The following is a 26,252-nucleotide window of genomic DNA, read 5'->3' as shown; positions in this document are numbered from 1 at the left end:
ATCGCCAATGACGCCCGAAGCACGCGCGCGGGAGCTGATCGACCGAAAACTCGAAGCTGCCGGCTGGGTCGTACAGGACATGAAGGCGGCCAATCTCGGTGCCGCTTCCGGCGTCGCGGTGCGCGAATACCCCACCGACACCGGCCCGGCCGACTACCTGCTGTTCGTAGATCGCCAGCCGGTCGGCGTGATCGAGGCCAAGCGCGACGAGGCCGGCGAAAACCTCACCGCGCACGAAGCACAGACCGAACGCTACGCCAGCGCCAGGCTGAAGTGGCGCAAGGACAGCCCGCCGCTGCGCTTCCTGTACGAAAGCACCGGCCAGATCATCCACTTCACCGATGGCGGCGACCCGCGCCCACGCGCCCGCGAGCTGTTCCATTTCTTCCAGCCGCAGACGCTTGCCGCCTGTGCCGCACGACCCGATACCTTGCGCAGCCGGCTGGCCGACCAGATGCCGCCGCTTCCCGAACGCAACCTGCGCGAGTGCCAGATCAGCGCCGTCACCGGGCTGGAGAAATCGCTGGCGCTGGCTAAGCCGCGCGCGCTGGTGCACATGGCCACGGGCGCCGGCAAGACCTTCACCGCCATCACCTCGGTCTACCGGCTGCTGAAGTTCGGCGGCGCCAAACGCATCCTGTTCCTGGTCGACACCCGCAACCTCGGCAAGCAGGCGCACCAGGAGTTCATGGCCTACACGCCGCCGGACGACGGCCGCAAGTTCACCGAGCTGTACAACGTGCAGCGCCTCGCCTCCAGCCGCATCGACCCGCACGCGCAGGTGTGCATCAGCACCATCCAGCGCATGTACTCCATCCTCTCCGGCAACCCGATCGACGAGTCCGCCGAAGACATCTCGCTGGCCGAGCTGCCCGACGCCGGTCCGCACAAGCTGGTGCGCTACAACCCGGCGGTGCCGATCGAGCAGTTCGACTTCATCATCATCGACGAGTGCCACCGCAGCATCTACAACCTGTGGAAGCAGGTGCTGGATTACTTCGACGCGTTCCTGATCGGCCTCACCGCCACACCGGACAACCGCACCTATGGCTTCTTCAACCAGAACGTGGTGGCCGAGTACAGCTACGAGCAATCCGTGCTCGACGGCGTCAACGTCGGCTACGACGTGTACGAGATCGAAACCGAGATCACCCGCGCCGGCGCCGAGCTGAAGGCGAAGGAATGGGTCGATCACCGCGACCGCCAGACCCGCGCCAAACGCTGGGCACAGACCGAGGAGGACACCGCCTACGTCAATACCGACCTCGACCGCTCGGTGGTCAACCCCAACCAGATCCGCAAGGTGATCGAGGAAATGAAGGCGGCGGTGGAAACCCGCATCTACCCGCAGCGCAACGAAGTGCCCAAGACCCTGATCTTCGCCAAGACCGACAGCCACGCCGACGACATCATCCGGATCGTGCGCGAGGTCTATGGCGAGGGCAACGCGTTCTGCAAGAAAGTCACCTACAAGGCCGACGAAGACCCGGACACCATCCTGTCCAACTTCCGCAACGAGTATTACCCGCGCATCGCCGTCACCGTCGACATGATCGCCACCGGCACCGACGTGAAGCCGCTGGAAGTGCTGCTGTTCATGCGCGACGTGCGCAGCCGCGGCTACTACGAGCAGATGAAAGGCCGTGGCGTGCGCAGCCTCGACGGCGAATCACTGAAGAAGGTCAGCAACAGCGCGCACGGCGCCAAGACCCACTTCGTGCTGATCGACGCGGTCGGCGTGGAAAAGTCGCTGAAGACCGAAAGCCGCCCGCTGGAAAAGAAGCCTGGCGCCACGCTCGACCAGTTGCTGAAAAGCATTGCCGTCGGTGGTGCCGACGACGACACCGTGCTCAGCCTCGGCAACCGTCTGGTGCGTCTGGCCAAACAACTCGATGACAAGGCCCTGGCGCGGATCAAGCAGATCTCGGGGGGCGTGGCGCTCAACAACCTTGCCCGCGGACTGGTCAGCGCACTCGATCCGGATCTCGTCGTGGCCGACGCGCTGGACGCGGCCCAGGCCGCCGGCATCACCCGCAACGCCGACACGCTCACCGCCGACGAACTCGACGCCGCTCGCCACCAGCGCGTCTTGGCCGCCTGCCAGCCGTTCGACGACCCCAAACTGCGCGACCTGATCGAATCCGCGCGGCGCGAACGCGAGCAGCTGATCGACCACATCAACCCCGACCAGGTCACCTTCAGCGGCTTCAGCGCACAGGCCGAAGCGCACGCCACGGCCACCGTGCAGGCCTTCGTCGATTACCTGCGCGAACACAGGAACGAAATCGCCGCGCTGGATTTCTTCTACCAGCAGCCCTACCAGCGCCGCCAGCTCACCTTCGCCATGATCGAGGACCTGCACGACGCGCTGTCGCGCCCACCGCTGATGCTCACCACCGAACGGCTATGGAGCGCCTACGCCCGCGTGCAGGCCAGCAAGGTCAAGGGTGCCGACACGCGCCGCCAGCTCACCGATCTGGTAGCGCTGGTCCGCTTCGCACTCGGCCTGGACGACGAACTGCGTCCGTTTGCCGACAGCGTCGACAAACGCTTCCAGGAATGGATCTTCCGTCACAATGCACAGCGCGCGACGGCGTTCACCCCGGAACAGACCGAGTGGCTGCGCCTGATCAAGGACCACATCGCCTCCAGTTGCTCGATCAGCCGTGAGGATTTCGACTATGCGCAGCTGGCGGACAAGGGCGGGTTGCAGAAGGCGTGGGGCGTGTTTGGTGAGCAGTTGGATGGATTGTTGTTGGAAATGAATGAGGAACTTGTGGCTTGAAGCAAGTAGTAGAAAAAAAAGTCGCGGCATCGGAAGGTAGTGGTGTCGACACCGGCCGCTCATCCCAACATGTCGCGGATGGCGCAGGGTCTTACTTCGTCCAGCCGATCATCGAGCCAATCGAAGTAAGTATCGCGGACGTGGTGATGGACGAGATCGATTCGAGCGGACCCGTCGACGACTTCGTCTACCTCGACATTGGCAGCGTGGATCGCGAAAGGAAGGTTTTTGTCGAGCCTAAGGTTATTTCACTCACTGAGGCGCCAAGTCGCGCGAAGCAACATGTTCATGTCGGCGATGTGCTTGTTTCAATGACGCGACCTAACTTGAATGCGGTTGCGCAGGTTACACAAGAGCTGCATGGATCAATTGCTTCAACCGGCTTCCATGTGTTGCGTTCGCCTTGGCTTGAAGCTGGCTTTCTCTACTACCTCGTGCAAACGGATAGCTTTGTTGATGCGATGTGCGGCGTCGTGCAAGGCGCGCTGTATCCAGCAGTACGTCCAAGAGACATCGATGGCTTCAAGTTCCGCTTGCCGCCTCGAGTGGAGCAGACCCGTATCGTCCAAAAGCTCGAAGAACTGCTATCCGACCTCAATGCCAGTGTGGCCGAACTGAAGGCCGCGCAGCGCAAGCTGGTGCAATACCGCCAGTCGCTGCTGAAGGCGGCGGTGGAAGGCACGCTGACCGCCGACTGGCGCGCCGCCCGCGCGTCGTCCAACAAACCGCGGGAATCCGGCGCCGGCCTGCTGCAACGCACCCTCACCGAACGCCGCACCCGCTGGGAAACCAGACAACTTGTCAAGTTCGCCGAGCAAGGCAAGACCCCGCCCAAAGACTGGCAAGCCAAATACCTCGAACCCGTCGCCCCTGATACCACCGACCTGCCGACGCTGCCGGACGGATGGGTGTGGGCGAGCCTAGATGCGCTTGTGGCTGAATCGTCTTACGGGACGTCCGTCAAATGCAGCTATGAAAGTTGTGAAACACCCGTGCTGCGCATCCCGAACGTGAGCGCGGGCAAACTCGATCTGCGTGATATGAAGTGCTCGATCCAATCGCTGTCACTGGATGAAGACGACTATCTGTCCGTTGGCGACGTTCTAGTCATCCGGACAAACGGCAGCATTGGCCTAGTTGGTCGCGCAGCGGCAGTCATCGAGGCTCTGCCAGCTCCGCATTACTTTGCTTCGTACCTGCTTCGTTTGCGCTGCATAGATCGGGTTTGCTTGCACCGCTGGATTTCAAGCGTGCTCGCTGCCCACACGGGCCGTCGGTGGCTTGAAGCACGGGCAGCCTCGTCTGCAGGACAGCACAACATCAGCCTGTCCACTCTGCTGACCATGCCGGTGCCTTTGCCACCTATGACGGAACAGGCTCACGTGCTTGATCTACTCGCGAGCAGCATGGAACAGTGCGACGAACAAGAAGAAGCCGTAACGCGATCCCTCAAGCAATCCGCCGCCCAACGCAAAAACATCCTCAAAGCCGCCTTCGCCGGCCAACTGGTACCGCAAGACCCCAACGACGAGCCCGCCAGCGTGCTGCTGGAGCGCATCCGCGCCGAGCGGATCGTGAGTGATGCAAGCAGGAAGCCCGGCAGTAGAAGATAAGGGAGCAAAGCCATGATCCAGTTACGCAATGCTGATGAAGCATTGGTTCGGCAGGTACTGCGCTGGGCCTTGCCGCTGGCGGAAACCCAGAATCTCGAAACCAAGCGGGTGTCGGGAAAGATGGTGAGCAAGGCGCTGGAGACCATCTGCGCATTCGCCAATACCCAGGGCGGCTGGCTGTTGCTGGGCGTGGAAGATGCCGCAAGGGCCAGCGGATCGGACCGCCTGTTCGGCATCGGCGAAAACCCTGAAGCGGTCGATGAGCTGTTGCGCAAGCTGATGACCCATCACCTGCCGATGGTCGAGGGTGTGGTGGGCCTTCGCATGCACACGACGCTGCGCGAAGGCAACCAGGGCGAGATCGTGGCGTTGTACGTTCCGACCAGCGACAAGGTGCACTCCATTCTCGACGATGGCACCTGGACACGCGGACAGGCGAGCAATCGGGAAATGACCGCCACCGAGGTCACCGAGCTGTGTTACCGCCGCGGCGTACGCAGCGCGGAGTCGGAACTGGTGGAGGTCGATTTCGACCTGTTGGACACGGAAACGTGGCGCCTGTTCGTGCGTGGGCGCGGGCTGGCCGCAACCGGCATTGAAGATCAGTTGTACCGCATCGGCCTGGCCAGAAAGGTGGGCGGCGAACTGCGGCCGTTGCGGGCGGCGGTGCTCCTGTTCGCCGACCACCCCGGCGCCCTGTTGGCGGCCCGCGGAACCCGCGCGGATGTGCGGGTGTTTCATTACAAGGGGACGGTGGTGGAGGCCGGCGAAGTCCCCAACCTGAAGAAGACGCCCAAAACCCTATCCGCACCACTCTATCGCCTGATCGACCAGACCTATGCCTACGTCCTCAACGAACTGGCCGAAGGTTTGACACTGGCGAGGTCCGGCTTTCGTACGGTGCACCGCTATCCCGAGCGCGTCATCAAGGAGGCGATCACGAACGCCGTGATTCATCGCGACTACCGCATGAACAAGGATATCCACGTCCGCATCTTCGACAACCGCATCGAGGTGCTGAGTCCTGGCCTCTTCCCCGGACGCATCACGGCGGCGACGGTGAGCCGCATGGGCTCGTTTGCCCGCAATGGAGTCATTGCCAGCAACCTGCGCGAATTTCCCGACCCACCCAATGTGGACGCAGGCGAGGGAGTGCGGATGATGTTCAACGTCATGCGCGCCAGCAACTTGTATCCGCCGCAGTACCGCGAAGCAAAGGAGGAGGCGCAGGAGGCCATCATCGTCACCTTGCTGAACGAAGAGCGCCCGCCGATCTGGGAGCAGGTCAGCGACTGGATGGATCGCCACGGGCCTATCGCCAACGGCGACCTTTGCCGGATCGCCAATGTCGACACGCTGAAAGCATCGAAGATGTTCAAGCGATGGGTCGAACAGGGGTTGCTTGTAGCGGATACGTCCGGGGGCAAGCGGAATACAACCTATTCCAAACCAGCGTCCAAAGTGGAATCCACAGGGCCCGATTCATTAGCCTTGCCCCCGGATAATGAATCGCATACATGATATAACTTATTGATTTAGATGTATTTTTCTCGTATTCCATTATCTATTTCGAGGCGACTTGCCTACTGAGGCCAGTAGCCAGGTGTTCCTTGATCGTTCCCACTGAGGCGGGGCCAGCTTGCAAGCCTTCGGTGAAGATTGCCCCCTCGGAGAATCGCATGAACAGCAACACCCTCGTCCAGAAAATCTGGAACTTCTGCCACACCCTGCGCGACGACGGCGTGGGCTATGGCGACTATCTGGAGCAGCTGACCTACCTGCTGTTCCTGAAGCTGGCGCACGAATACTCCTTGCCGCCGCACAACCGCGACACCCGCGTACCGCGCAGCTGCGACTGGGCCAGTCTGCGTGACAAGACCGGCGAGCCGCTGGAGGCGCACTACATCAAGCTGCTGCACAAGCTCGGCGAGGAGCCGGGCATGCTCGGCGCGATCTTCTTCAAGGCACAGAACAAGATCCAGGACCCGGCCAAGCTGGCGCGGCTGGTGCAGATGATCGACGCAGAGAACTGGCTCAGCCTGGAAACCGACGTCAAGGGCGACCTCTACGAAGGCCTGCTGCAAAAGAACGCCGAGGACACCAAGAGCGGCGCCGGCCAGTACTTCACCCCGCGCCCGCTGATCCAGGCGATGGTGGAATGCGTGCAGCCGGAGCCCAAGAAGACCGTGGCGGACCCGGCCTGCGGTACCGGCGGTTTCTTTCTTGGCGTGCACGAGTGGCTGAACCAGCGCAAGTTGAACAAGGCCGAAGCGCACTTCCTGCGCCATGACACCTTCCACGGCAACGAGATCGTGCCGGGCACGCGGCGCATGTGCCTGATGAACCTGTTCCTGCACAACATCGGCGCGCTCGACGGCGCGCCGATGGTGGAGCGCTCCGACGCGCTGATCTCCGAGCCGATCAAGACATTCGACTACGTGCTGGCCAACCCGCCCTTCGGCAAGAAGAGCAGCATGACCATCACCAACGAGGACGGCGAGGAAGACCGCGACGCGCTGACCTACGAGCGCCAGGACTTCTGGCAGACCACCTCGAACAAGCAGCTCAACTTCCTGCAGCACATCGTGTCGATGCTCAAGACCACCGGCCAGGCCGCCGTGGTGCTGCCGGACAACGTACTGTTCGAAGGCGGCGCCGGTGAGAAGATCCGCAGGAAGCTGCTGGAAACCTGCGACGTGCACACCCTGCTGCGCCTGCCCACCGGCATCTTCTACGCGCAGGGCGTGAAGGCAAACGTGGTGTTCTTCGACGCCAAGCCCAAAGACGGCAAGGTGCACACCAAGGGCGTGTGGATTTACGACCTGCGCACCAACAAGCACTTCACCCTGAAAACCCGCCCGCTCAAGCGCGAGGACCTGCAGGACTTCATCGACTGCTACCGCCCGGCCAACCGCCACAAGCGCAAGGAATCGGAGCGGTTCAAATACTTCGACTACAAGACGCTGGTGGCGCGCGACAAGGCCAGCCTCGACATCTTCTGGCTGAAAGACGACAGCCTCGACAACCTCGACGACCTGCCACCGCCGGATGTGCTGGCGCAGGAGATCGTGGAGCATCTGGAGGCGGCGTTGGCGTCGTTCCGCGAGGTGGCTGCTGCGTTGCCGCGTTCAAGGGAAACCAGGTAGCCGGCGCTTCACGCAGGCTCAGAATCCCGTTTTCTGCAAGAGCGCCCCTTGCACACAGTGCTCTTCGGTCGCCGAGAGTTGGCAATGGGCATTGGCCCCCGACCGGAGCGGTATGGCGACCGCCTCAACTCGAACCCGACCGCCGCTTGCCGACCGCGGCCACGCGCTTGGCCGGCGCGCTCTTGCGCGTGGCCGGTGCGCAGGTGCCGCCGGACTGGCTGCAGCAGTGGTCAGTGAGGTAGCCGACCAGCTCGTCCATCGTCTCGATCACCGGCGCGTAGTAGATGAAGCGCCCGCTCTGCCGGCTGCTCACCAGGCCCGCGTGCGACAGCTCCTTCAGGTGGAAGGACAGCGTGGCGTTGGGCAGGCCGAGCTGCTCCGCGATCGCGCTGGCCGCCAGTCCTTCCGGCGCATGCTCGATCAGCAGCCGGTAGACCGCCAGCCGCGACTCCTGGGCGAGCGCGGCGAGGATGGTGATGGCTTGCCTGTTCTGCATGGCGCTACTCCCGGGCCGATTCATACCAGCGCTTGCTGCGGTTGACGATGCGCACCACCGACAGCATCACCGGCACCTCGATCAGCACGCCCACCACGGTCGCCAGCGCCGCGCCGGAATGCACGCCGAACAGGCCCACCGCGGTGGCCACGGCCAGTTCGAAGAAGTTGCTGGCGCCGATCAGCGCCGACGGGCCGGCCACGCAGTGCGGTACGCCGAAGCGGCGATTGAGCCAGTAGGCCAGCCCGGCGTTGAAATACACCTGGATCAGGATCGGCACCGCCAGCAGCGCGATGATCGCCGGTTGCGCAAGGATCTGCCGGCCCTGGAAACCGAACAGCAGCACCAGGGTGGCCAGCAGCGCGCCCAGCGACACCGGCCCCAGCCGCTGCAGCAGTGTCTGCAAGCGCGCCTCGCCGCCGTGCGCCAGCAGCTGGCGCCGCAGCAGCATGCTGAGCGCCACCGGCACCACGATGTACAGCAGCACCGACAGCAGCAGCGTGTTCCACGGCACCGTGATCGAGGAGATGCCCAGCAGCAGCGCCACGATCGGCGCGAACGCCACCACCATGATGGCGTCGTTCAGGGCGACCTGGCTCAGCGTGAACGCCGGCTCGCCGTTGCACAGGTTGCTCCACACGAACACCATCGCCGTGCACGGCGCGGCGGCCAGCAGGATCAGGCCGGCGATGTAGGAATCGAGCTGTGCAGCCGGCAGCTGGCCGGCGAACAGGTGGCGGATGAAGATCCAGCCCAGCAGCGCCATCGAGAACGGCTTTACCGCCCAATTGACGAACAGCGTGACGCCGATGCCCTTCCACTGGCGGCGCACGCCGCCGAGCGCACCGAAGTCGATCTTCAGCAGCATCGGGATGATCATCAGCCAGATCAGCACGGCGACCGGCAGGTTCACCTGGGCCACCTGCATGCTGCCCAGCGCCGCGAAGCTGCCCGGCAGCAGGTGGCCCAGCAGCGTGCCGGCGACGATGCACAGCAGCACCCAGAGCGTGAGCCAGCGCTCGAAGAAGCCGATGCGGGCACCGTCCGGAGAAACCGCGTCGGCGGCGAGTGCGGCGGATGGCTGGTTCATGCGTGGGCTTCCTCGCCGGTGAGGCTGCCGATGCGGTCGAGCGCCTCTTGCAGCTCGTCGCGGCCCATCGTTTCCACCGGCAGCTGCAGCAGCGCGGTGATCCGCCGCACGATCAGCGCGTACGCACGCCGGAATGCCGCGGCGGCGTCCGCGTCCCGAGCGGCCGCCGGATCGGGCAGGCCCCAATGGCTTTTCACGAAGTCGCCGAACAGCACCGGGCAGGTCTCGTTCGCGGCGTTGTCGCAAACCGTGATCACGATGTCCAGCGGCGGCGCACCCGCTTCGGTGAAGCGGTCCCACGACTTGCTGGCGAGTCCCTCGGTGGCGATGCCGTGGGCCTGGAGTTCCTCGATCGCATGCGGATTGACGCGCCCGGTCGGCTGGCTGCCGGCGCTGAACGCCGCGAAGCGCCCCGCGCCCAAATGATTGAGGGTGGCCTCGGACAGGATGCTGCGGGCCGAATTGCCGGTGCAGATGAACAAGACGCGACACGGGTGCATGAGGAATGATTCCGGGTTGGCTTCTATATTTCCATGATTATAGAATTGTCAAACCAACGCAACAGGAATCGCCGTGATCCCGGACCTGCCCCATGTCGCCGCCGACGTGCTGGACACCCCCAGCCTGGCCAAGCTGTCCTTGCCGGCCGACGCCGGCCACCCGCCGCGCATCCTGATCCTGTACGGCTCGCTGCGCCCGCAGTCGTTCAGCCGCAAGCTGGCGCTGGAAGCCGAGCGCATCCTGCGCCACTTCGGCGCCGAGACGCGGGTGTTCGACCCGCACGAACTGCCCCTCCTGGACAGCGTGCCGGCCAGCCACCCCAAGGTGCAGGAACTGCGCGCGCTGTCGCTGTGGTCCGAGGGCCAGGTGTGGGTCAGCCCCGAGCGGCACGGCACGATCACCGGCGTGTTCAAGAACCAGATCGACTGGCTGCCGCTGGAAGACGGCAGCGTGCGGCCCACGCAGGGGCGCACGCTCGCGGTGATGCAGGTCTGCGGCGGCTCGCAGTCGTTCAACGTGGTCAACACCCTGCGCGTGCTGGGCCGCTGGATGCGCATGCTGACCATCCCGAACCAGTCCTCGGTGGCCAAGGCCTGGCAGGAGTTCGACGACGACGGCCGGATGAAACCCTCGCCGTTCTACGACCGCGTGGTGGACGTGATGGAGGAGCTGTTCAAGTTCACCCTGCTGGTGCGCGGGCGCAGCGACTACCTGGTCAGCCGTTACAGCGAGCGCAAGGGTGCCGCCGCGGCGAAGGCGCTGACGGCGGCGGCCGAGGTGCTGGAAAGCGCGGCGACGGCGGGCAAACCCGCCTGCTGCAGCGGAACGTGTTGAGCCCGCGCCCCCCGCCTGCCGCAACCGCCGATTAGACCGGCGCATCCTCCGCCGCCACGAAGCCGCCGGTCTGCCGCTTCCACAGCCGCGCGTACAGGCCCTCGCGCGCGATCAGCTCGGCGTGCGTGCCGGTCTCGACGATCTGTCCCTTGTCCAGCACCACCAGCCGGTCCATCCGCGCGATGGTGGAGAGGCGGTGCGCGATCGCGATCACCGTCTTGCCCTGCATCAGGATGTCCAGGCTGTCCTGGATCGCCGCTTCCGCCTCGGAGTCGAGCGCCGAGGTCGCTTCGTCCAGCACCAGGATCGGCGCGTCCTTCAGCAGCACGCGGGCGATCGCGATGCGCTGGCGCTGGCCGCCGCTGAGTTTCACGCCGCGCTCGCCGACCAGCGCGTCGTAGCCGCGACGGCCCTCGCCATCGCTGAGCTGCGGGATGAACTCGTCGGCGCGCGCCTTGCGCACGGCTTCCATGATCTGCGCTTCGCTGGCGTCGGGACGGCCATAGAGCAGGTTGTCGCGGATCGAACGGTGCAGCAGCGAAGTGTCCTGGGTGACCACGCCAATCTGCGAGCGCAGGCTTTCCTGGGTGACGTGTGCGATGTCCTGGCCGTCGATCAGGATGCGCCCGGCCTCGAGGTCGTACAGCCGCAGCAGCACGTTGACCAGGGTGGACTTGCCGGCGCCGGACGGGCCGACCAGGCCGATCTTCTCGCCCGCGCGCACGTCCAGATCCAGCCCGGCGATGATGCCGCCACGCTTGCCGTAGTGGAAGTGGATGTGCTCGAAGCGCACCGCGCCGTTGGTCACCTCCAGCGGCATCGCGCCTTCGCGGTCCTGCACCGCGCGCGGCTGCGAGATGGTGGTGATGCCGTCCTGCACGGTGCCGACGTTCTCGAAGATGCCGTTGACCACCCACATGATCCAGCCGGACATGTTGTTGATGCGGATCACCAGCCCGATCGACAACGCAATCGCCCCGGTGGTCACCCGCCCCTCGCTCCATAGCCAGATCGCCAGCGCCGAGGTGCCGGTGATGAGGAAGCCGTTGAGCGCGGTGATGCTGACGTCCATGGCCGTCGTCAGGCGGGTCGTCAGGCGATGCTTGTCGATCAACTCGCCCATCGCCTCGGCCACGTACGCCTCCTCGCGGCGCGTGTGGGCGAACAGCTTCAGCGTCATCACGTTGCTGTAGCCGTCGACGACGCGGCCCATCAGCTTCGATTTCGCCTCCGAGGATTTCCACGAGCGCTGTTTCACCCGCGGAATGAAGAAGGCCAGCAAGCCGATGTAGCAGAAGATCCACGCCGTCAGCGGTACCGCCAGCCAGCCGTCGGCCTGCGCGAACAGCGCGATGGCGCTGCCGGTGTAGATCACGATGTACCAGATCGCGTCCACGATCTGCACGGCCGAATCGCGCAGCGAGGCGCCGGTCTGGATGATGCGGTTGGCGATGCGCCCGGCGAAATCGTTCTGGAAGAAGCCCAGGCTCTGGCGGATCACGTAGCGATGGTGCTGCCAGCGGATGCGGTTGGTGAGGCTGGGCAGGATCGCCTGGTTCACCAGCAAGTCGTGCAGGCCGCCGAGCAGCGGCCGCGCCACCAGTGCGACCAGCGCCATCCAGATCAGCGCCTGGCCGTGCAGGCGGAACAGGTCCGCCGGCGTGCCGCTGGCCATGTCCACGATGCGCCCGATGAAGCCGAACAGCGACACCTCCACCACCGCCACGCCAAAGCCGACCACCAGCGTGGCGGCGAACACCGGCCACACCTGGCGCAGATAGAACACGTAGAAACGCCACACCGGCCGCGGCGGCATGCCGTCGACCGGTTCCTTGAACGCGTCGATGAGGGATTCGAACCAGCGAAAGATCATGGGCGGCACGCAGCAGGCAGGTTCTCTAGCGTGGGTGCGCGGCTGGCTGCATGCAAGGACCCACGCGTGACCAGCGGCGGCGACTGCGGCAGGCCAGGCGCGCTTGCCCGCGCGTGCCACCGCGCAACCAAGCTGAACCGTCGCCGTGCCTTCCGCCGCGCAGGACGCCAACACGATTGACCGCCTGTCGCACCGCTCCGATCATGCGCGGATGCCCACACCATGCCGCCTCCTCCTGCTTGCCCTGCTCGCCTGCGGCAGCCTCGCCGTGCACGCCCAGCAAGGCGACGCCGCGCCGGCATCGGCGGCGAGCGCCGCCACGCCGGCGCAGTCGCTGGAGCAGTTGGACGATCGCCTCGATGCACTCAAGGCAGCACTGAAGGACAAGCAAGCCGCCAGCTCGCTCGGCGACCTGCGCAACGACGCGCTGGCGGTGCAGGACCAGGCGCGGCAACTGGCCAGCGACCTGGCGCCCCAGCTGGCCGCGCTGCAGGCGCAGCTCGACGTGCTGGGCCCGCCGCCGGCCAAGGGCGCGGCGCCGGAAGCGCCGCAGGTCGCGGCCCAGCGGCGGCAACTGGACAAGGCCGGCGCCGCGCTGGATGCACGGATCAAGCAGGCGCAGCTGCTGGGCCAGAACGCGCTGCAACTGGCCGCGCAGATCACCGGCATGCGCAACGACGCGTTCCAGGCGCGGCTGGCCTCGCGCACGGCATCGCCGTTCGGCCGCGCATTCTGGAGCGAGCCGGCGCGCAGTTTTCCCGATGACCTGGCACGGCTGGACCGCCTCGGCGGTCGCGTGGCCGATGCCTGGAGCGAGGCGTGGGAAACGCCGAACCGCACGCCGCTGCTGCTGTGCCTGATCGGCGCGTTGCTGTGGCTTGGCGTGGGCCGCTGGCTGCTCGACCGGCTGCTGCTGCGCCTGGCCACGCGCCACGTGCCGGACGGCCACCTGCGCCGCAGCGCGATGGCGGTGGCGGTCGCGCTCACCGCGCTGCTCACCACCGGCATCGCGGCCCAGCTGGCGTACCTGGGCCTGAACTGGAACGACATCCTCGCGCCGGATCTGGACGCGCTGGCGCGCTCGGCGGTACGGCTGGTGCTGTTTGCGGCGTTTGTCACCGGGCTGGGCCGCGCGCTGCTCTCCGTACGCCGGCCGAGCTGGCGCCTGCCGCCGCTGTCCGACCTGGCTGCGCAGCGCCTGCGCATGCTTCCCTGGCTGCTCGGCGCCGCCGCGTTGCTGTTCGGCCTGGTCGAGCGCATCAGCCGCACGATCGGCTCCAGCCTGCCGACCACGGTGGCCACGCGCGGCGCGGTGGCGCTGGTGGTCAGCGGTCTCATCGCGGCGGGCTGGTGGCGTTTGCGTGGGGCGCGGCGGCAGGCGGCGGCCGAGGGCGTGGTCGAACATCAGCCGTTGTGGGTCGGCGCGCTCGGTGCCGGCGCGGTGCTGGGCGTGCTGGTGAGCTGGCTCGGCGTGGCCACCGGTTACATCGCGCTGGCGTTCTTCGCCGCGGTGCAGATGCTGTGGGTCGGCGTGGTGGTGGCCAGCGCGTGGCTGCTCGGCCACCTGTTGAACGACCTGATCCACGTGGCGCTGTCGCCGCACGAACGCGGCGGCCAGCGGCTGCAGGCATCCTTCCAGCTGGCGCCGCATGCGCTGGACCAGGCCGCCACCCTGCTCGCCGGCATCGCCAAGGTGCTGCTGACCCTGCTGGCCATCGCCATCGTGCTGACCCCGTTCGGCGCCGGCCCGGGCGACCTGCTGGCCAGCGCCGTACGCACCTTCGGCAACCTGAAACTGGGCGATCTGCCGATCAATCCCGGCAACATTTTCCGGGCGGTGCTGGTGCTGGTGGGCGGCGGCGTGCTGCTGCACATGCTCAAGCGCTGGCTGCGCGAGCAGTTGCTGCCCAAGTCGACGATGGAACCGGGCATGCAGGATTCCATCGTCACCCTGCTCGGCTACCTCGGCGGCCTGCTGGTGCTGGTGCTGACCCTGGCCGCGCTGCACGTCAACCTGACCAGCATCACCTGGATCGTCAGCGCGCTGTCGGTGGGCATCGGCTTCGGCCTGCAGGCGATCGTGCAGAACTTCATCTCCGGCCTGATCCTGCTGGTGGAACGGCCGGTGAAGGTGGGCGACTGGGTCAGCCTCAACGAGGTCGAGGGCGACATCCGCCGGATCAACGTGCGCGCCACGGAGATCCAGTTGTGGGACCGATCCACCGTGATCGTGCCGAACTCGCAGCTGATCACCGAGAACGTGCGCAACGTGACCCAGGCCAACGCGCTGGGCCGCGTGCAGATCAAGCTGCCGATGCCGCTGGACACCGACGCCGACAAGGTACGGGCACTGGCGCTGGAGGTGCTCGGCGCACACCCGGGCACACTGGCCGCGCCGGCGCCCTACGTGCAACTGGAGGGCCTCGATGCCGGCTCGATGACCTTCAACTGCGTGGCCTACGTCGGCAGCCCGCGTGACACCGGCGGCGTCAAGAGCGACCTGCTGTTCGAACTGCTGCAGCGCCTGCGCCGCGCGCGACTGCCGCTGGTGCGCGCGCAACTGGTGCGCACCCTGCCACCGCTGGCCGAGGAAGACGAACAGACGGGCTGAGCCGGCACGCCAGACCGCCGCGTATCCACGGAGACGAGCCGATGGGATTCCAGTACTACCTGCCCGGGCCACCGCTGGACAAGCTGATCGCGAAAGTGTGGGACTGGGACATGCCGCCCGCGGCGCATCGCCACGAGCGCGTGCTGCCGCAACCCGGGGCGCAGCTCATCATCAACCTGCACGAGGACGAAACCCGTGTCTACACCGATGACGCGGCGCGGCGGTGTATCCGCTCGTCCGCCTGCGTGCTTGGCGGCCCCACCCTGCGCAGCGAGATCATCGACACCGCCGAACAGATCCGCGTGATGGGCGTGGTGTTCCGCCCGGGAGGCGCCCACGCGCTGACCGGCGAGGACGCCACCACGCTGATCGGACGGGACGTCGACCTGGGTGACTTGTTCGGGCCGGCCGCCGCGCTGCTGCGCGAGCAACTGCTGGAAACCCCCGCACCACGGGGCCGCCTGCGCCTGCTGACCCGGTGGCTGGTGCGACGCCTGCACAGCACCGCCTTGCATCCCGCCATCGCCTACGCGCTGGATCGGTTGGCCGACCCGCCGCAGGTGCAACGCATCGCGCCGCTGGTGCGCGAGGCAGGCTTGTCCGAGCGCCGCTTCGGCATGCTGTTCCAGCGCCAGGTGGGCATGCGTCCCAAGCACTACACGCGGCTGCTGCGCTTTCGCGCGGTGGTGGATCATGCGGCAGCGCAGTCGGCGGTGAACTGGAGCCAGGTGGCGGCCGATGGCGGCTATTTCGACCAGGCCCATTTGACCCACGAGTTCCGCCAGTTCGCCGGCGTCACGCCGACCGCATTCATGGCTGCGCGCGGTCCCTACTCCAACCACCTGCCGCTCGATTGAGCGACGGAAATCTACAAGACCGCCACGCCTCGCGGGGCTAATCTGGCCCGCGTCCCTGAGGACCGCGACGTCGTTTCGCGCCGGCGCAATGACGACACCACCCACCTTGCGAGAATCCACCACGGAGATAACCCATGGAACAGTCCGGCGGCAGCACCATCATCCCCTGCCTGCGCTACCGCGATCCCCACGCGGCCATCGACTGGCTCTGCCAGGCCTTCGGTTTCGAACGGCACGCGGTTTACGAAAACGACGCCGGCGAGGTCGAGCACGCGCAACTGGCCTACGGCCGCGGCATGGTCATGCTGGGCGGCGTGCGCGACAACGAGTTCGGCCGGCACATCGCGCAGCCCGACGAGATCGGCGGCCGCGAAACGCAGTGTGCCTGCGTGACCGTGACCGACTGCAAGGCCCACTACGAGCGGGCAAAGGCAGCCGGCGCGGTGATCGTCGACGACTACGCCGAAAAGGACTACGGCGGCGCCGGCTACAGCTGCCACGACCCGGAGGGCCACCTCTGGTACATCGGCAGCTACGACCCGTGGCAGCCGGAATGAACCGAAAACGCGCGGGTGGCGGGCGGTGCCCGCCCCACGGCGCGATGAGGATCAGGGCGTGACGACGGGCTTCAGCCTGGAATCCGGCCGCGCGATCGCATACATCGCCCAGCTGATCTGCTTGAGCAGGCCGTGGTGGTCCTCGCCGATCCAGTACAGGTTGCCGTGGGTGCGATCAGGCAGGAAGCGGAACTCCGTCTTCGCTCCCAGGCCATCGAGCACGGCCTTCAGCTTGTGCGCGGAACCGTCGAGATAGAACGTGTCGGCCGTGCCCACGTAAAGATGGATCTTGCCGTCCAGGTCGGGCTTCAGCTGCGGCCATTGCTGCTGCAGGCGGTGCGCGATGTCGTAGTGATCACGCCAGTACGCCACCACCGCCGGGTCGACGGCGCCGGTGTCGCGATCGAACATCGGCACGGGCCGGCCATCCTCACCGCGCGGCGAGAATACCCACTCGAACGACGCCAGCTGGCCGCCGTAGCTGCCCAGCACGCGTTCGAGTTTCGCGAACTGCTCGAAGGTGCCCAGCACCTTGTCGTGGTTGCGCACCAGCGGGTAGGCCGAGCCGTCGGGCCGGCGGTAGACGTTGGCGTGCGGCGCGTAAAGATCCACGCCGGTGAAATCGTGAAAGTCACTCGGGTCGGGCGAGGTCGACCAGGTGCCTCCGAACAGCTTCGGGTAGCGCGTCTGCAGCCACAGCGTGGCCCAGCCGCCGGAGGAGTGGCCGTTGAGGAAGCGGCCGTTGGCATCGCCATCCATGCGGTAGTGCGCTTCGAGATGCGGGATCAGCTCGGTGGTCAGCGCCAGTCCCCACGGGCCGTTGTTGACCGAGTCGGCAAACTCGTGGGTGCCGGTGGGGCTGGACTCGTCGAGGAACACCCAGATCATCGGCGGCATCTGCTGCTTCGCCATCGCGGTGTAGACGGTGACGACCGGGCCGATCACGCGCTCGTTGTTGCCGCCGAAACCCTGCGTGTAATAGACGGTCGGGTAACGCGCGGCAGCCGCGGCGTCGTAGCCGGGCGGGGTCAGCACCCAACCGCGCATGTGGATCGGCCGGCCCCAGAACGCACTCAGCGACGGGCTGGTAAAATCGACCAGGTGCGCGTGCGGGCGTACCGCCGCCACACGTTCGCGCAGGTCCGGTGGGGCCGAATCCGGCACGGCCCAGGGATCGCCGTCCGTCGGCAACGCTTTCGCCAGGACCAGTTCCGGCACGCCGGTCGCCGGCAGATGCAGCCTGACCACGTCGCTGACCAGATCGCCGGCACCACGCCCGGTGTAGTTGTAGTCATGGTTCACGTCGAGCACGGCCTGCACCAGGTAATCGCCCGGCGGCAGCTGCGACCACTCCGCGGGATACGCCATGCGGTTGGTGTCGATGTCGATGGCCTGCCCCGGCGCCCAGTGGTCCACCTCGCGCGCGGCCACGCTGGTCACCGTGCCGCTGAACGGATCGGCGTCGACCGACTCGACCACGCTGCTCTTGCCCTTGGACTCCGCTTCGGCCGCCGCCTGCGCCGCCTTGGCATCGACCGCGAACAGCAGCAGCCGGCCCGAAGTCGCTTGCGTGCTGGCCGCACCCAGTTCGACACGGATGTAGCGATGTTCCAGCGCCTTGTCGCTGCGTGCCTGGGCAACGCCGACCAGCAAGCCGAAAGCCAGCAGGATCGCCCCGGCGTGACGACGATGATTCATGTCCCTTCCCCTTCGGCGTGGACGCCGCGAACGGCGCCGTGATGGATCACTTGCCTGCTGATGCCCCGGTGGCGGCTTCCACCGGCACTAGCCGCAGATCCTGGAAATCGAAGCTGAAATCGGTCAACGGCGAGATCGGCTGCATGCGCACCTCGCGGATCTTGCCGTCCATGTCCAGCGCGAAATCGACGAAGGCATCGGCGTCCAGCGAGCGGTCATCCCAGCGCACGGTGAAGCTGTCGTGTTGCCACGGCGTCAGCGTGCCGACCAGCTGTTCGGTCTTGCCGAAGCGCATGCGCAGCTTGCCGCGCTCCTGGCTGATGATGACGTCGCCGTACCACGAGTCGCGATACGTGCCGGCGTAGTCGGCCAGCGGCAGCGAGGGCTTGCTGCGCTTGTCGCGCGCCTGCTCGTGCTTCGCCACGCTGTCGTCGGCCTTGGCCTGGGCGTGCTGCACGGCCTTCTGGTACACGGCCACCCAGTCGGTCTTGTGCGAGGGGTTGAGGTAGGCATCGAGCACGCGATACGTCACCGCGTTGAATGCGGCGCCGGACTGCTGGTTGGTCAGCACGACCACGCCCAGCTTGAGTGAAGGCACCATCGTCACCCGGGACACGAAGCCGGGCCAGCCACCGGTATGCCAGACCAGCTTGCGGCCCTGGTATTGGCCGAGGAACCAGCCTTCGCCATAGCCGTAGTAGTCCGGCGTCAGCGGCTCCAGCTCGGGGATCGACGCCTTCCTGATCGGTATCGGCGTCAGCATCGACCACATCTCGTGGTGGCTCTTCTCGGAGAACACCCGCCGCGGCTTGCCGTCGGCGCCCACGGTCGGCAAGGCGCCGCCGGCCAGTTGCACGTTCATCCACTTGGCCAGGTCATGCACGCTGGAGTAGATGCCGCCAGCACCCGGATCATTGAGCCAGGCCATCGGCGGCACCGGCTTGATGTCCTTGAACTCGTACGGGGCATGACCGGCAGCCACGTCCATGCCGGGCTTCAGGTAAGTCATGTCGATCAGCGACTCCTCCATGCCCACCGGCTTGAACAGGTGCTCGCGCACGTAGTCGGCATAGCTCTGGCCGGAAGTCTGTTCGATCACCAAGGTGGCCACCGCGAACAGGATGTTGTCGTAGGCGTAGTGGCTGCGGAAACCGTTCTTCAGCGGCACCTTGGCCAACCGCTCGACCACTTCCCTGGTGGTGTACGAGGACGGCGGCCAGTACAGCAGATCACCCGCGCCCAGACTCAGGCCACTGCGGTGCGCCAGCAGGTCGCGAATGCGCATCTCGTGCGTCACGTACGGATCGGACATGCGGAACCAGGGCAGGTGGTCGATCACGCGGTCGTCCATGTCCAGCTTGCCCGCGTCGGCCAGCTGCTGCAGCGCCGCGGCAGTGAAGGCCTTGGTGTTGGAGGCGATCGCGAACAGCGTGTGCGCGTCGACCGGGTCCGGCTTGCCCAGCTCCTTCACGCCGAAGCCGCGCTCCATCACCACCTTGCCGTTCTTGACGATGGCCACCGCGATGCCGGGCACCTCGAAGGTCTTCAGCGTATCCGCCATGTAGGCGTCGAAATCCTGCAGCTGCGCCGGCAGCAGCGGCTGCACGATGTCGCCGGTCGATACCGGCGGCGGCAGCTGCTGCGTGGCCGGAGCCTGCGCCAGCGCCGACGCGCCGAGCACCAGCAAGGCATGGCCGGCCAACAGCCGGAACGACAGCGCACGCACGGACCCGAATCGCTGGACCATCGAAGTTCTCCCCCAGGGCGACGACCCGCGCACTATCGCGAGAAATCGCCCGCAAGGCCAGCCCGGCATCCAACTCGACGCCGGCCGCGCAAGCCGCGATCATGCGCGGATCGGCAAGCGAAACGAGGATCGCAATGAACACGCTGGCGGAATGGATTGCGCTGCACTCCCTGCTGCTGTGGGCGCTGATGTTGCTGCTGGCCTTGCTGGCCGGCGACCTGGCCTGGCGGCGCAACGCGCGCTGGCAGCGGCGCGCTGCGCTGCTGGGCCAGGCGCCGACGATGCTGCGCTGGCGCACGGGCCTGCTGCTGTGCATGGTGCTGGGGTTGTTCTTCGGCGGCCTCGCGCTGGCGATTTCCGGCCAGCCGACGACCGGCCTGGACGGCTTCGACGCCAGCCTCGCCGCCAGCCTCCGTGCCCATGTGCCGGTGCCGGCGCTGCGCGTGATCGCCGCCATCACCCATCTGGGCGACACCTTGTGGGTTGCCAGCGCGGCGGCCGTGGTGTTGCTCATCCTGCTGCTGCGCCGCCAGTGGACGCTGGCGGCGAGCTGGAGCGTGGCCCTGCTCGGCATCCTGCCGATCAACGGCGGGCTGAAGGCGCTGTTCCGCCGTGCCCGCCCGCTGCACGACCACGGTTTCATCGTCGAGCCGGGCTGGAGTTTCCCCAGCGGGCACGCGTTCGGCGCGATGGTGTTCTACGGCATGCTGGCCTACGTGCTGCTGCGGCTGACGCCGCGCTTCCATCGCGCGGTCATCGCCGGCGCCGTGCTGATGGTCGGGGTGATCGGCGTCAGCCGGATCCTGCTGCAGGTGCATTACCTCAGTGACGTGATGGCCGGTTATGCCATCGGCGCGGCGTGGCTGGTGCTGTGCATGGGCACCTCCGAATGGCTGCGCCACCAGCCCGGCGGGGCCACGCCATGAACAAGCACGGCACGATCCGCGTCGGCATCGGCGGCTGGACCTACGCACCGTGGCGCAACAACTTCTACCCGACGAAACTCGTGCAACGGCGCGAGCTGGAATACGCCAGCCGCCAGCTGCGCGCGATCGAGATCAACGGCACCTTCTACGGCGCGCAGAAACCGGCCACGTACGCGAAGTGGGCGGCGGAAACGCCGGACGGTTTCGTCTTCTCGCTGAAGGCGCCGCGCTACATCACCGAAGGCAAGCGGCTGGCCGACACCGGCAAGGGCATCGGCGGATTCATCCACGGCGGCCTCGTCGAGATGGGCGACCGGCTGGGGCCGATCCTGTGGCAGCTGCCGCCGTCGCGACGGTTCGATGCCGACGACGTGGCGGCCTTCCTGGACGCCCTGCCGCGCGAGTTGAACGGGCACCCTCTGCGCCACGTGCTGGAAGTGCGCCACCCCAGCTTCGCCTGCGCACCGTACGTGGAACTGGCCCGCGCACGAGGCGTACCCACCGTGTTCACCGACTCGACCGAGTACCCGTCGCTGGCCGATCTCACCGGCGACTTCGCTTACGCGCGCTTGATGCGCAGCGTCGACGGCATCCCGACCGGCTACGCCCCCGACGCGCTCGACCTCTGGGCCACGCGTGCACAAGCCTGGGCTGCCGGCGAGGACATCGCCGACCTTCCGCACGCGGCCGCCGTGCAGCCACGAGGCAAGCCGCGCGACGTGTTCGTGTTCTTCATCAGCGCCGCCAAGCACCGCAACCCGGCCGCCGCGATGGCGCTGCAATCACGCGTGGATTCGACCTCGTAGGGCGGGCACTGCCCGCCGCTTTCCGTCACGGGCCAAGGGCCGGCGGGCAGTGCCCGCCCTACACCGGCCGGTAGTGATCCACTTCGCGATAGCGCCTCGCGTACAGCCCGAACGCCAGCGCAGCGAGCAAGGCGAAAGCGGCGAAGAAGAACATCTGGAACGCCGTGACGCTGAGCCCGCTGTGGGCGATCGAACCGATCACGCTTTCGTTGCGCACCGCCGCGTTGGCCAGCAGCACCCACAGGTTGCCGACCGTGGTGGTGAGGTTCCAGAAACTCATCACCACGCCCTTCATCGAGGCCGGCGCCTGGCTGTAGGCGAACTCCAGACCAGTCGCGGAGACCAGCACCTCGCCGAAGGTGAGCAGCGCGTACGGCAATACCTGCCACACGATGGACAGCGGATCGCCGCCGTCGATCACCACCTGCAGGCCGCCCACCACGATCCAGGCCAGGCCGCTGAACGCGATGCCGGCGGTCATCCGGCGCAGCGCGGTGGGCTCGTAGCCGAGCCGGCGCAACAGCGGGTACAGCACCAGGTTGTTGAACGGGATCAGCAGCATCACCAGCAACGGGTTCAGCGCCTGCATCTGCGCCGGCCGGAACCAGGACGGCATCGTCATCTCGCCACCCTGGATCACCCAGGTCGAGGCCTTCTGGTCGAACAGCGAGAAGAACGGCGTGGTCAGCGCGAAGATCACCAGCACGCGCAGCACGTTGCGTGCGCCATCGACCGCAGCGTCCGGATGCGCGCCCCGTGCGCGATCCATCTGCAGCCAGGCGCCGCCGCCCACGCCGCCGATCAGCACCACCAGCGCGATGCATGCGGCGATCACGAAGCCGAGCGACGGCACCAGCGCGAACGACGCCAGCGCCACCACCACCGCGACCACCGCCAGCCACAAGCCCGGCCGCGTCTGACCCGGCCGCTGCGTCAGCAGCGCGGTACGGACCACCCGCGAAAACGCGTGCTGGTCCGGCGGCCCCGGCGGCACCATCACGTACTGCTTGCGGCCCAGCCAGAACACCACGGTGGCGACGAACATCAAGCCCCCGGGAATGCCGAACGCCACCGCCGCGCCGAAGTGGTGCAGGAACAGCGGCATCAGCAGCGAGGCGAAGAACGAGCCGAAGTTGATGATCCAGTAGAACGCGTCGAACACCATCTTCGCCAGGTGCTTGTTCGACTGGTCGAACTGGTCGCCCACGAACGACGCCACCAGCGGCTTGATGCCGCCCGCGCCCAGCGCGATCAGGCCCAGTCCCGCGAAAAAGCCCAGCCGGTTGTCCTCGAAGATCGCCAGGCAGGCGTGACCGGCGCAATAGACGAGGCTCATCCACAACACGGTGTTGTACTTGCCGAAGAAACGGTCGCTGATCCAGCCGCCCAACAGCGGGAAGAAATACACGCCGATCACGAAGGTGTGGAACACGTCCTTCGCCGCCAGCATGCGCTGGCCCTCGGGCAGGTACAGCAGCAAGCTCGTGATCAGGAACGGAGTGAGGATGTTGCGCATCCCGTAGAACGAGAAACGCTCGCAACCCTCGTTGCCGATGATGTAGGCGATCTGGCGCGGCAAGCGGCCGCGGTCATGGTCGGAGGTGGTGCTCATCCGGGCTCCGGAAGTCGGGTGGGCAGCGCACGCGCTGTATCCGGGAGCCTGTCGGACTTTGGTGGTCGAGGCGAGAATTCGGCTGTGTGAGGACAGATTTTCGACGATTCGCCGGTCCATAGTGGTTCCATGGACCAAGGATCGGCGGAAATATGGACCACACAGGCGGATTCGCGGACCGGCCAGCAAAGTCCGACAGGCTCCCAGTGGAAGGCGGAGTGTGCGTAATTTCCTTCGATGAAGGAAGCCTGCAGCCCCGTTCGGCCCTGCTAAGCTCGCCTCGCCACCGCCTGCCGCGAGAACCATGCGCCGTCTTCGACCGCTGCTGTTGCTGCTGATCGCCATCGTCGCCGTGCTGCTGTGGCAGCGCCACGGCGAAGCGCCGGGCGCGCCTGCCGGCCCCGCCGGCAACCCTGTCGCCACGCGCGTGGCGCCGGCGGACGACGCGATGGCATCGCTGCCGCCGCAGGCGCGCGCGATGGTGCAGCGGATCGCCGCCGGCGGTCCGTTCGAGCACCGCCAGGACGGCGCCGTGTTCGGCAACTACGAAGGCTCGCTGCCCAAGGAGCCACGCGGCTACTACCACGAGTACACGGTCGAGACGCCCGGCGCGCGCAACCGCGGCGCGCGGCGCATCGTCACCGGCGGCACGCCGCCGGAAGTCTGGTACTACACCGACGATCACTACCGCAGCTTCCGTCGCTTCGAGGTGGCGCGATGAGCGCGGACCGTTTCGACCTGGACCTGACCCGGCCCGCGCTGAGCGGCGTGTATTTCGTCGGCGTCGACGATCTCGATCGGCTGGCCCGCATCGCGGCGCGTGACGATTTGCACGTGTGTCGCACCGACCTTGCCGGCTGCCACGACAAGGATGAACTGCTGCACCGCCTGGCGGTGTCGTTGCAGCTGCCGGCCAGCTTCGGTCACAACTGGGACGCGCTGGCCGACTGCTTGCGCGATCTCGGCTGGCTGCCGGCGTGGGGCCACGTGCTGTTGTTCGAGCACGTCGACGACTTGCGCGCGACGGCCAGCCGCGACTACGAGATCCTGCTCGGCGTGCTGGACGACGCCGCCACCTTCGGCGCAGAGCACGACCATCCCTGGTTCGCCTTCCTGGCGCTGCCCGACAGCGCGTTCGAGCACGCCCATCCTTCCGCCTGAGCGCGGACCATCCCTCCCCACGGCAAGACCATGCAGACCATCGAATTTGAACTGGAAGGCGGCTACGTCGAACTCAACATGCTGCTGAAGCTGGTCGGACTGTGCGACAGCGGCGGCGCCGGCAAGGCGATCGTGGCGAGCGGCGCGGTGAAGGTCGACGGCACCGTGGAACTGCGCAAGACCTGCAAGATCCGCGCAGGCCAGTTCGTCACCCTCGACGACGTGGAGATTCACGTGCTGGCCGACCCGCTGGGCGACGAAGACGGCCGCCCGCCGGCCGGCGGACACCGCTGAATCAGGCGCGCGGCAAGCCTTGCAGGCGATCGCCGAGCGCTTCTATCGCGGAAGCTGGCAGCAGGAATTCACCTTCCATCACCTCGCGCAGCTCGGCCACGTCGCGCAGTTGCCGGCGCTCCGGCTCCTGGCCATCGCGACGGATGGTGAACTCGTAATCGAGCAGGCCCAACCGTCGATCCGCGGTGGTGCGGCCGAGCAAGAGATGGCTGACGAAGCGCGAGGCCGGGTGGCTCGACACGTAATGGTTGGCCACCACGTAATCGACCATCGGCACCGCGCGCAGATCAAACCGGTACAGCGTGCGCCACTGGCCATGCGCCAGCGACTGCATGCGCCACTCGCCATCGCGTTCGAGCAGCCGGAAGGGCTCGTGCGCGGTGGCCTGCCGGATATCCGGCAGCAGCCGCAGCGCGCCGGTGAGCACGTGGCCGCCGAAGCCGACATCCGCCAGCCAGCTCTCGCCCTCCAGCTCGACGCGCAACAGCATATGGCTCTGCGGGGTTTGCGTATCCTCCGGATGACCCCACAGCACGCGGGCGATCAGGCCGCTCACCTCGAAGCCGATCTCGCGCAGCATCGCTTCGAACAGCAAGTTCTGCTCGAAGCAGTAGCCGCCACGGCCCTCGTCGACCAGCTTGCGCTGCAACGCCGCCAGATCGAGATCAACCGGCCGGGCCATCAGCGGATCGAGGTTGGCGAACGGGATCGTGGCCACGTGCGCGATGGCCAGCCCGCGCAGGGTCGGCAGATCCACCCTGACCGGGCCGGACCAGCCCACGCGGCGCAGGTAGGCGCCCAGATTGACGGCGTCAGGCATGCAACCCTCCAGCGAATTCGCCGCCCATGGTAGCGCCGCACCGTCGCGAGGTAACCGCCGCCCTCCCGTCGACGAATGATGGGTTGAGTGCGTCCGCATGCCATCGTCAGCGAGGTTGCCCGTGATCCGTCCACGCCGCCTGTTTCCGTTTGTCGCCGCGTTCCTGCTCGCCGGCCTCGCGGCCTGCCAGCCCGCGGCGGCTGCTCGTGAAGGCGTGCGCCTGCCCTCGCCCGTCGTCGATGCGGCGCCTTCCACCGCGCACGACGAGGTGGCCGTGCTCGCCGGCGGCTGCTTCTGGGGCATCGAGGCGGTATTCGAGCACGTGAAGGGCGTGCGCAAGGTCACCGCCGGCTATTCCGGCGGGACCGCCAGCACCGCCCACTACGATGAGGTCAGCGGCGGCGACACCGGCCACGCCGAGTCGGTGCAGGTCGAGTTCGACCCGTCCCGGGTCAGCTACGGCACGCTGCTGCAGGTGTTCTTCTCGGTCGCGCTGAACCCCACCGAGCTCAACCGGCAAGGACCGGATCGCGGCACCCAGTACCGCTCGGTGATTTTCTACGGCAACGACGAGCAGAAGAAGATCGCCACCGACTACATCGCCCAGCTGACGGCGGCCCATGCGTTCGCCGCGCCGATCGTCACCCAGGTGGTTCCGCTCACGGCGTTCTACCCGGCCGAGGCCTATCACCAGCATTATTACGACCTGCACCCGCGCAACCCGTACATCGTGATCAACGATGCGCCCAAGGTGGCTCACCTGCAGCGGCTGTTCCCCGAGCTCTACCAGGCCGCTTTGTAGGGGCGCGCTCGTGCGCGATGCTC

General features: G+C 66.7%; 22 protein-coding genes. 14 read left to right on the top strand and 8 right to left on the bottom strand.

Annotated elements, in window-relative coordinates:
- Positions 1-7: 7 nt before the first annotated feature.
- From ACVCL3_RS00925 to ACVCL3_RS00910, 4 genes are all read left to right on the top strand, one after another.
- Positions 8-2,785, top strand: coding sequence for a type I restriction endonuclease subunit R (locus tag ACVCL3_RS00925; protein ID WP_447100207.1), 2,778 nt, complete (start codon positions 8-10; stop codon positions 2,783-2,785).
- The gene (locus ACVCL3_RS00920) at positions 2,782-4,398 is read left to right on the top strand and encodes a hypothetical protein (RefSeq protein ID WP_447100206.1); all 1,617 of its coding nucleotides are present in this window, start codon (positions 2,782-2,784) and stop codon (positions 4,396-4,398) included. Before ACVCL3_RS00925 ends, ACVCL3_RS00920 begins: the two co-directional genes overlap by 4 nt.
- 12 nt (positions 4,399-4,410) lie before the next feature.
- The gene (locus ACVCL3_RS00915) at positions 4,411-5,919 is read left to right on the top strand and encodes an ATP-binding protein (protein WP_447100205.1); all 1,509 of its coding nucleotides are present in this window, start codon (positions 4,411-4,413) and stop codon (positions 5,917-5,919) included.
- A gap of 158 nt (positions 5,920-6,077) precedes the next feature.
- A complete protein-coding gene (locus ACVCL3_RS00910) occupies positions 6,078-7,544 on the top strand; it encodes an N-6 DNA methylase (protein WP_447100204.1) in 1,467 nt (488 codons plus the stop codon).
- 124 nt (positions 7,545-7,668) lie between these two features.
- Here the strand turns inward: ACVCL3_RS00910 and ACVCL3_RS00905 are convergent, their stop codons facing one another.
- Genes ACVCL3_RS00905 through ACVCL3_RS00895 form a run of 3 tightly spaced genes read right to left on the bottom strand, consistent with a single transcriptional unit; the run spans position 7,669 to position 9,630 of the window.
- Complete coding sequence (locus ACVCL3_RS00905; protein ID WP_447100203.1) at positions 7,669-8,040, bottom strand: ArsR/SmtB family transcription factor; 372 nt, start codon at positions 8,038-8,040, stop codon at positions 7,669-7,671.
- A gap of 4 nt (positions 8,041-8,044) precedes the next feature.
- The gene (arsB, locus tag ACVCL3_RS00900; protein WP_447100202.1) at positions 8,045-9,130 is read right to left on the bottom strand and encodes an ACR3 family arsenite efflux transporter; all 1,086 of its coding nucleotides are present in this window, start codon (positions 9,128-9,130) and stop codon (positions 8,045-8,047) included.
- On the bottom strand, positions 9,127-9,630 hold the full coding sequence (locus ACVCL3_RS00895) for an arsenate reductase ArsC (RefSeq protein WP_447100201.1): 504 nt from the start codon (positions 9,628-9,630) through the stop codon (positions 9,127-9,129). The genes arsB and ACVCL3_RS00895 overlap by 4 nt, the downstream gene beginning before the upstream one ends.
- A gap of 73 nt (positions 9,631-9,703) precedes the next feature.
- Here ACVCL3_RS00895 and arsH point away from each other — a divergent pair, with 73 nt between their 5' ends.
- Positions 9,704-10,465, top strand: coding sequence for an arsenical resistance protein ArsH (arsH, locus tag ACVCL3_RS00890; RefSeq protein WP_447100200.1), 762 nt, complete (start codon positions 9,704-9,706; stop codon positions 10,463-10,465).
- Positions 10,466-10,496: 31 nt separating this feature from the next.
- On the opposite strand, the gene ACVCL3_RS00885 is transcribed toward arsH, so the two are convergent.
- Positions 10,497-12,335, bottom strand: coding sequence for an ABC transporter ATP-binding protein (locus ACVCL3_RS00885; protein WP_447101550.1), 1,839 nt, complete (start codon positions 12,333-12,335; stop codon positions 10,497-10,499).
- A gap of 214 nt (positions 12,336-12,549) precedes the next feature.
- On the opposite strand from ACVCL3_RS00885, the gene ACVCL3_RS00880 reads away from it, so the two are divergent.
- From ACVCL3_RS00880 to ACVCL3_RS00870, 3 genes are all read left to right on the top strand, one after another.
- The gene (locus ACVCL3_RS00880) at positions 12,550-14,949 is read left to right on the top strand and encodes a DUF3772 domain-containing protein (RefSeq protein WP_447100199.1); all 2,400 of its coding nucleotides are present in this window, start codon (positions 12,550-12,552) and stop codon (positions 14,947-14,949) included.
- Positions 14,950-14,990: 41 nt separating this feature from the next.
- Positions 14,991-15,806 (top strand): helix-turn-helix domain-containing protein, encoded by an 816-nt coding sequence (locus ACVCL3_RS00875; RefSeq protein ID WP_447100198.1) that lies wholly within the window; start codon positions 14,991-14,993, stop codon positions 15,804-15,806.
- Between the two features lie 134 nt (positions 15,807-15,940).
- A complete protein-coding gene (locus ACVCL3_RS00870; protein WP_447098727.1) occupies positions 15,941-16,363 on the top strand; it encodes a VOC family protein in 423 nt (140 codons plus the stop codon).
- 51 nt (positions 16,364-16,414) lie between these two features.
- On the opposite strand, the gene ACVCL3_RS00865 is transcribed toward ACVCL3_RS00870, so the two are convergent.
- Both ACVCL3_RS00865 and ACVCL3_RS00860 read right to left on the bottom strand, forming a co-directional pair.
- Positions 16,415-18,061, bottom strand: coding sequence for an alpha/beta hydrolase (locus ACVCL3_RS00865; protein ID WP_447100197.1), 1,647 nt, complete (start codon positions 18,059-18,061; stop codon positions 16,415-16,417).
- Positions 18,062-18,107: 46 nt separating this feature from the next.
- The gene (locus tag ACVCL3_RS00860) at positions 18,108-19,808 is read right to left on the bottom strand and encodes a serine hydrolase (protein WP_447100196.1); all 1,701 of its coding nucleotides are present in this window, start codon (positions 19,806-19,808) and stop codon (positions 18,108-18,110) included.
- A 134-nt stretch (positions 19,809-19,942) separates the two neighbouring features.
- Between ACVCL3_RS00860 and ACVCL3_RS00855 the strand changes: the two genes are divergently transcribed.
- On the top strand, positions 19,943-20,734 hold the full coding sequence (locus ACVCL3_RS00855) for a phosphatase PAP2 family protein (protein WP_447100195.1): 792 nt from the start codon (positions 19,943-19,945) through the stop codon (positions 20,732-20,734).
- The gene (locus tag ACVCL3_RS00850) at positions 20,731-21,540 is read left to right on the top strand and encodes a DUF72 domain-containing protein (RefSeq protein ID WP_447098723.1); all 810 of its coding nucleotides are present in this window, start codon (positions 20,731-20,733) and stop codon (positions 21,538-21,540) included. The genes ACVCL3_RS00855 and ACVCL3_RS00850 overlap by 4 nt, the downstream gene beginning before the upstream one ends.
- A gap of 58 nt (positions 21,541-21,598) precedes the next feature.
- Here ACVCL3_RS00850 and ACVCL3_RS00845 read toward each other — a convergent pair whose 3' ends face one another.
- A complete protein-coding gene (locus tag ACVCL3_RS00845) occupies positions 21,599-23,152 on the bottom strand; it encodes a POT-type proton-dependent oligopeptide transporter (RefSeq protein ID WP_447100194.1) in 1,554 nt (517 codons plus the stop codon).
- Between the two features lie 304 nt (positions 23,153-23,456).
- On the opposite strand from ACVCL3_RS00845, the gene ACVCL3_RS00840 reads away from it, so the two are divergent.
- Genes ACVCL3_RS00840 through ACVCL3_RS00830 form a run of 3 tightly spaced genes read left to right on the top strand, consistent with a single transcriptional unit; the run spans position 23,457 to position 24,607 of the window.
- On the top strand, positions 23,457-23,873 hold the full coding sequence (locus ACVCL3_RS00840) for a ribonuclease domain-containing protein (protein ID WP_447100193.1): 417 nt from the start codon (positions 23,457-23,459) through the stop codon (positions 23,871-23,873).
- Positions 23,870-24,313, top strand: coding sequence for a barstar family protein (locus tag ACVCL3_RS00835; protein ID WP_395118961.1), 444 nt, complete (start codon positions 23,870-23,872; stop codon positions 24,311-24,313). The genes ACVCL3_RS00840 and ACVCL3_RS00835 overlap by 4 nt, the downstream gene beginning before the upstream one ends.
- A 30-nt stretch (positions 24,314-24,343) precedes the next feature.
- Positions 24,344-24,607: an RNA-binding S4 domain-containing protein gene (locus tag ACVCL3_RS00830; protein ID WP_447098720.1), complete on the top strand. Its 264-nt coding sequence runs from the start codon at positions 24,344-24,346 to the stop codon at positions 24,605-24,607.
- Between the two features lies 1 nt (position 24,608).
- Here ACVCL3_RS00830 and ACVCL3_RS00825 read toward each other — a convergent pair whose 3' ends face one another.
- Positions 24,609-25,427 carry an arylamine N-acetyltransferase family protein gene (locus ACVCL3_RS00825; RefSeq protein ID WP_447100192.1) on the bottom strand — a complete coding sequence of 273 codons (819 nt, stop codon included), beginning with the start codon at positions 25,425-25,427 and terminating at the stop codon, positions 24,609-24,611.
- Positions 25,428-25,524: 97 nt separating this feature from the next.
- Between ACVCL3_RS00825 and msrA the strand changes: the two genes are divergently transcribed.
- Positions 25,525-26,229, top strand: a complete 705-nt coding sequence (gene msrA, locus ACVCL3_RS00820) for a peptide-methionine (S)-S-oxide reductase MsrA (RefSeq protein WP_447100191.1) — start codon at positions 25,525-25,527, stop codon at positions 26,227-26,229.
- Positions 26,230-26,252 lie beyond the last annotated feature (23 nt).

It is taken from the genome of Rhodanobacter sp. UC4437_H4, assembly GCF_052978425.1.
The sequence above is the reverse complement of the archived record's forward strand: the minus strand, read 5'-3'. Positions and strand labels throughout refer to the sequence as shown.

What these genes read in the sequence shown, in the direction of transcription:
- ACVCL3_RS00830 (WP_447098720.1), top strand. Translation starts at nt 24,344, where the DNA reads ATGCAGACCATCGAATTTGAACTGGAAGGCGGCTACGTCGAACTCAAC.
- msrA (WP_447100191.1), top strand. Translation starts at nt 25,525, where the DNA reads ATGCCATCGTCAGCGAGGTTGCCCGTGATCCGTCCACGCCGCCTGTTT.
- ACVCL3_RS00905 (WP_447100203.1), bottom strand. Translation starts at nt 8,040, where the DNA reads ATGCAGAACAGGCAAGCCATCACCATCCTCGCCGCGCTCGCCCAGGAG.
- ACVCL3_RS00880 (WP_447100199.1), top strand. Translation starts at nt 12,550, where the DNA reads ATGCCCACACCATGCCGCCTCCTCCTGCTTGCCCTGCTCGCCTGCGGC.
- ACVCL3_RS00915 (WP_447100205.1), top strand. Translation starts at nt 4,411, where the DNA reads ATGATCCAGTTACGCAATGCTGATGAAGCATTGGTTCGGCAGGTACTG.
- ACVCL3_RS00840 (WP_447100193.1), top strand. Translation starts at nt 23,457, where the DNA reads ATGCGCCGTCTTCGACCGCTGCTGTTGCTGCTGATCGCCATCGTCGCC.
- ACVCL3_RS00855 (WP_447100195.1), top strand. Translation starts at nt 19,943, where the DNA reads ATGAACACGCTGGCGGAATGGATTGCGCTGCACTCCCTGCTGCTGTGG.
- ACVCL3_RS00835 (WP_395118961.1), top strand. Translation starts at nt 23,870, where the DNA reads ATGAGCGCGGACCGTTTCGACCTGGACCTGACCCGGCCCGCGCTGAGC.
- ACVCL3_RS00845 (WP_447100194.1), bottom strand. Translation starts at nt 23,152, where the DNA reads ATGAGCACCACCTCCGACCATGACCGCGGCCGCTTGCCGCGCCAGATC.
- ACVCL3_RS00910 (WP_447100204.1), top strand. Translation starts at nt 6,078, where the DNA reads ATGAACAGCAACACCCTCGTCCAGAAAATCTGGAACTTCTGCCACACC.
- ACVCL3_RS00850 (WP_447098723.1), top strand. Translation starts at nt 20,731, where the DNA reads ATGAACAAGCACGGCACGATCCGCGTCGGCATCGGCGGCTGGACCTAC.
- ACVCL3_RS00865 (WP_447100197.1), bottom strand. Translation starts at nt 18,061, where the DNA reads ATGAATCATCGTCGTCACGCCGGGGCGATCCTGCTGGCTTTCGGCTTG.
- ACVCL3_RS00875 (WP_447100198.1), top strand. Translation starts at nt 14,991, where the DNA reads ATGGGATTCCAGTACTACCTGCCCGGGCCACCGCTGGACAAGCTGATC.
- ACVCL3_RS00895 (WP_447100201.1), bottom strand. Translation starts at nt 9,630, where the DNA reads ATGCACCCGTGTCGCGTCTTGTTCATCTGCACCGGCAATTCGGCCCGC.
- ACVCL3_RS00825 (WP_447100192.1), bottom strand. Translation starts at nt 25,427, where the DNA reads ATGCCTGACGCCGTCAATCTGGGCGCCTACCTGCGCCGCGTGGGCTGG.
- ACVCL3_RS00860 (WP_447100196.1), bottom strand. Translation starts at nt 19,808, where the DNA reads ATGGTCCAGCGATTCGGGTCCGTGCGTGCGCTGTCGTTCCGGCTGTTG.
- ACVCL3_RS00870 (WP_447098727.1), top strand. Translation starts at nt 15,941, where the DNA reads ATGGAACAGTCCGGCGGCAGCACCATCATCCCCTGCCTGCGCTACCGC.
- arsB (WP_447100202.1), bottom strand. Translation starts at nt 9,130, where the DNA reads ATGAACCAGCCATCCGCCGCACTCGCCGCCGACGCGGTTTCTCCGGAC.
- ACVCL3_RS00925 (WP_447100207.1), top strand. Translation starts at nt 8, where the DNA reads ATGACGCCCGAAGCACGCGCGCGGGAGCTGATCGACCGAAAACTCGAA.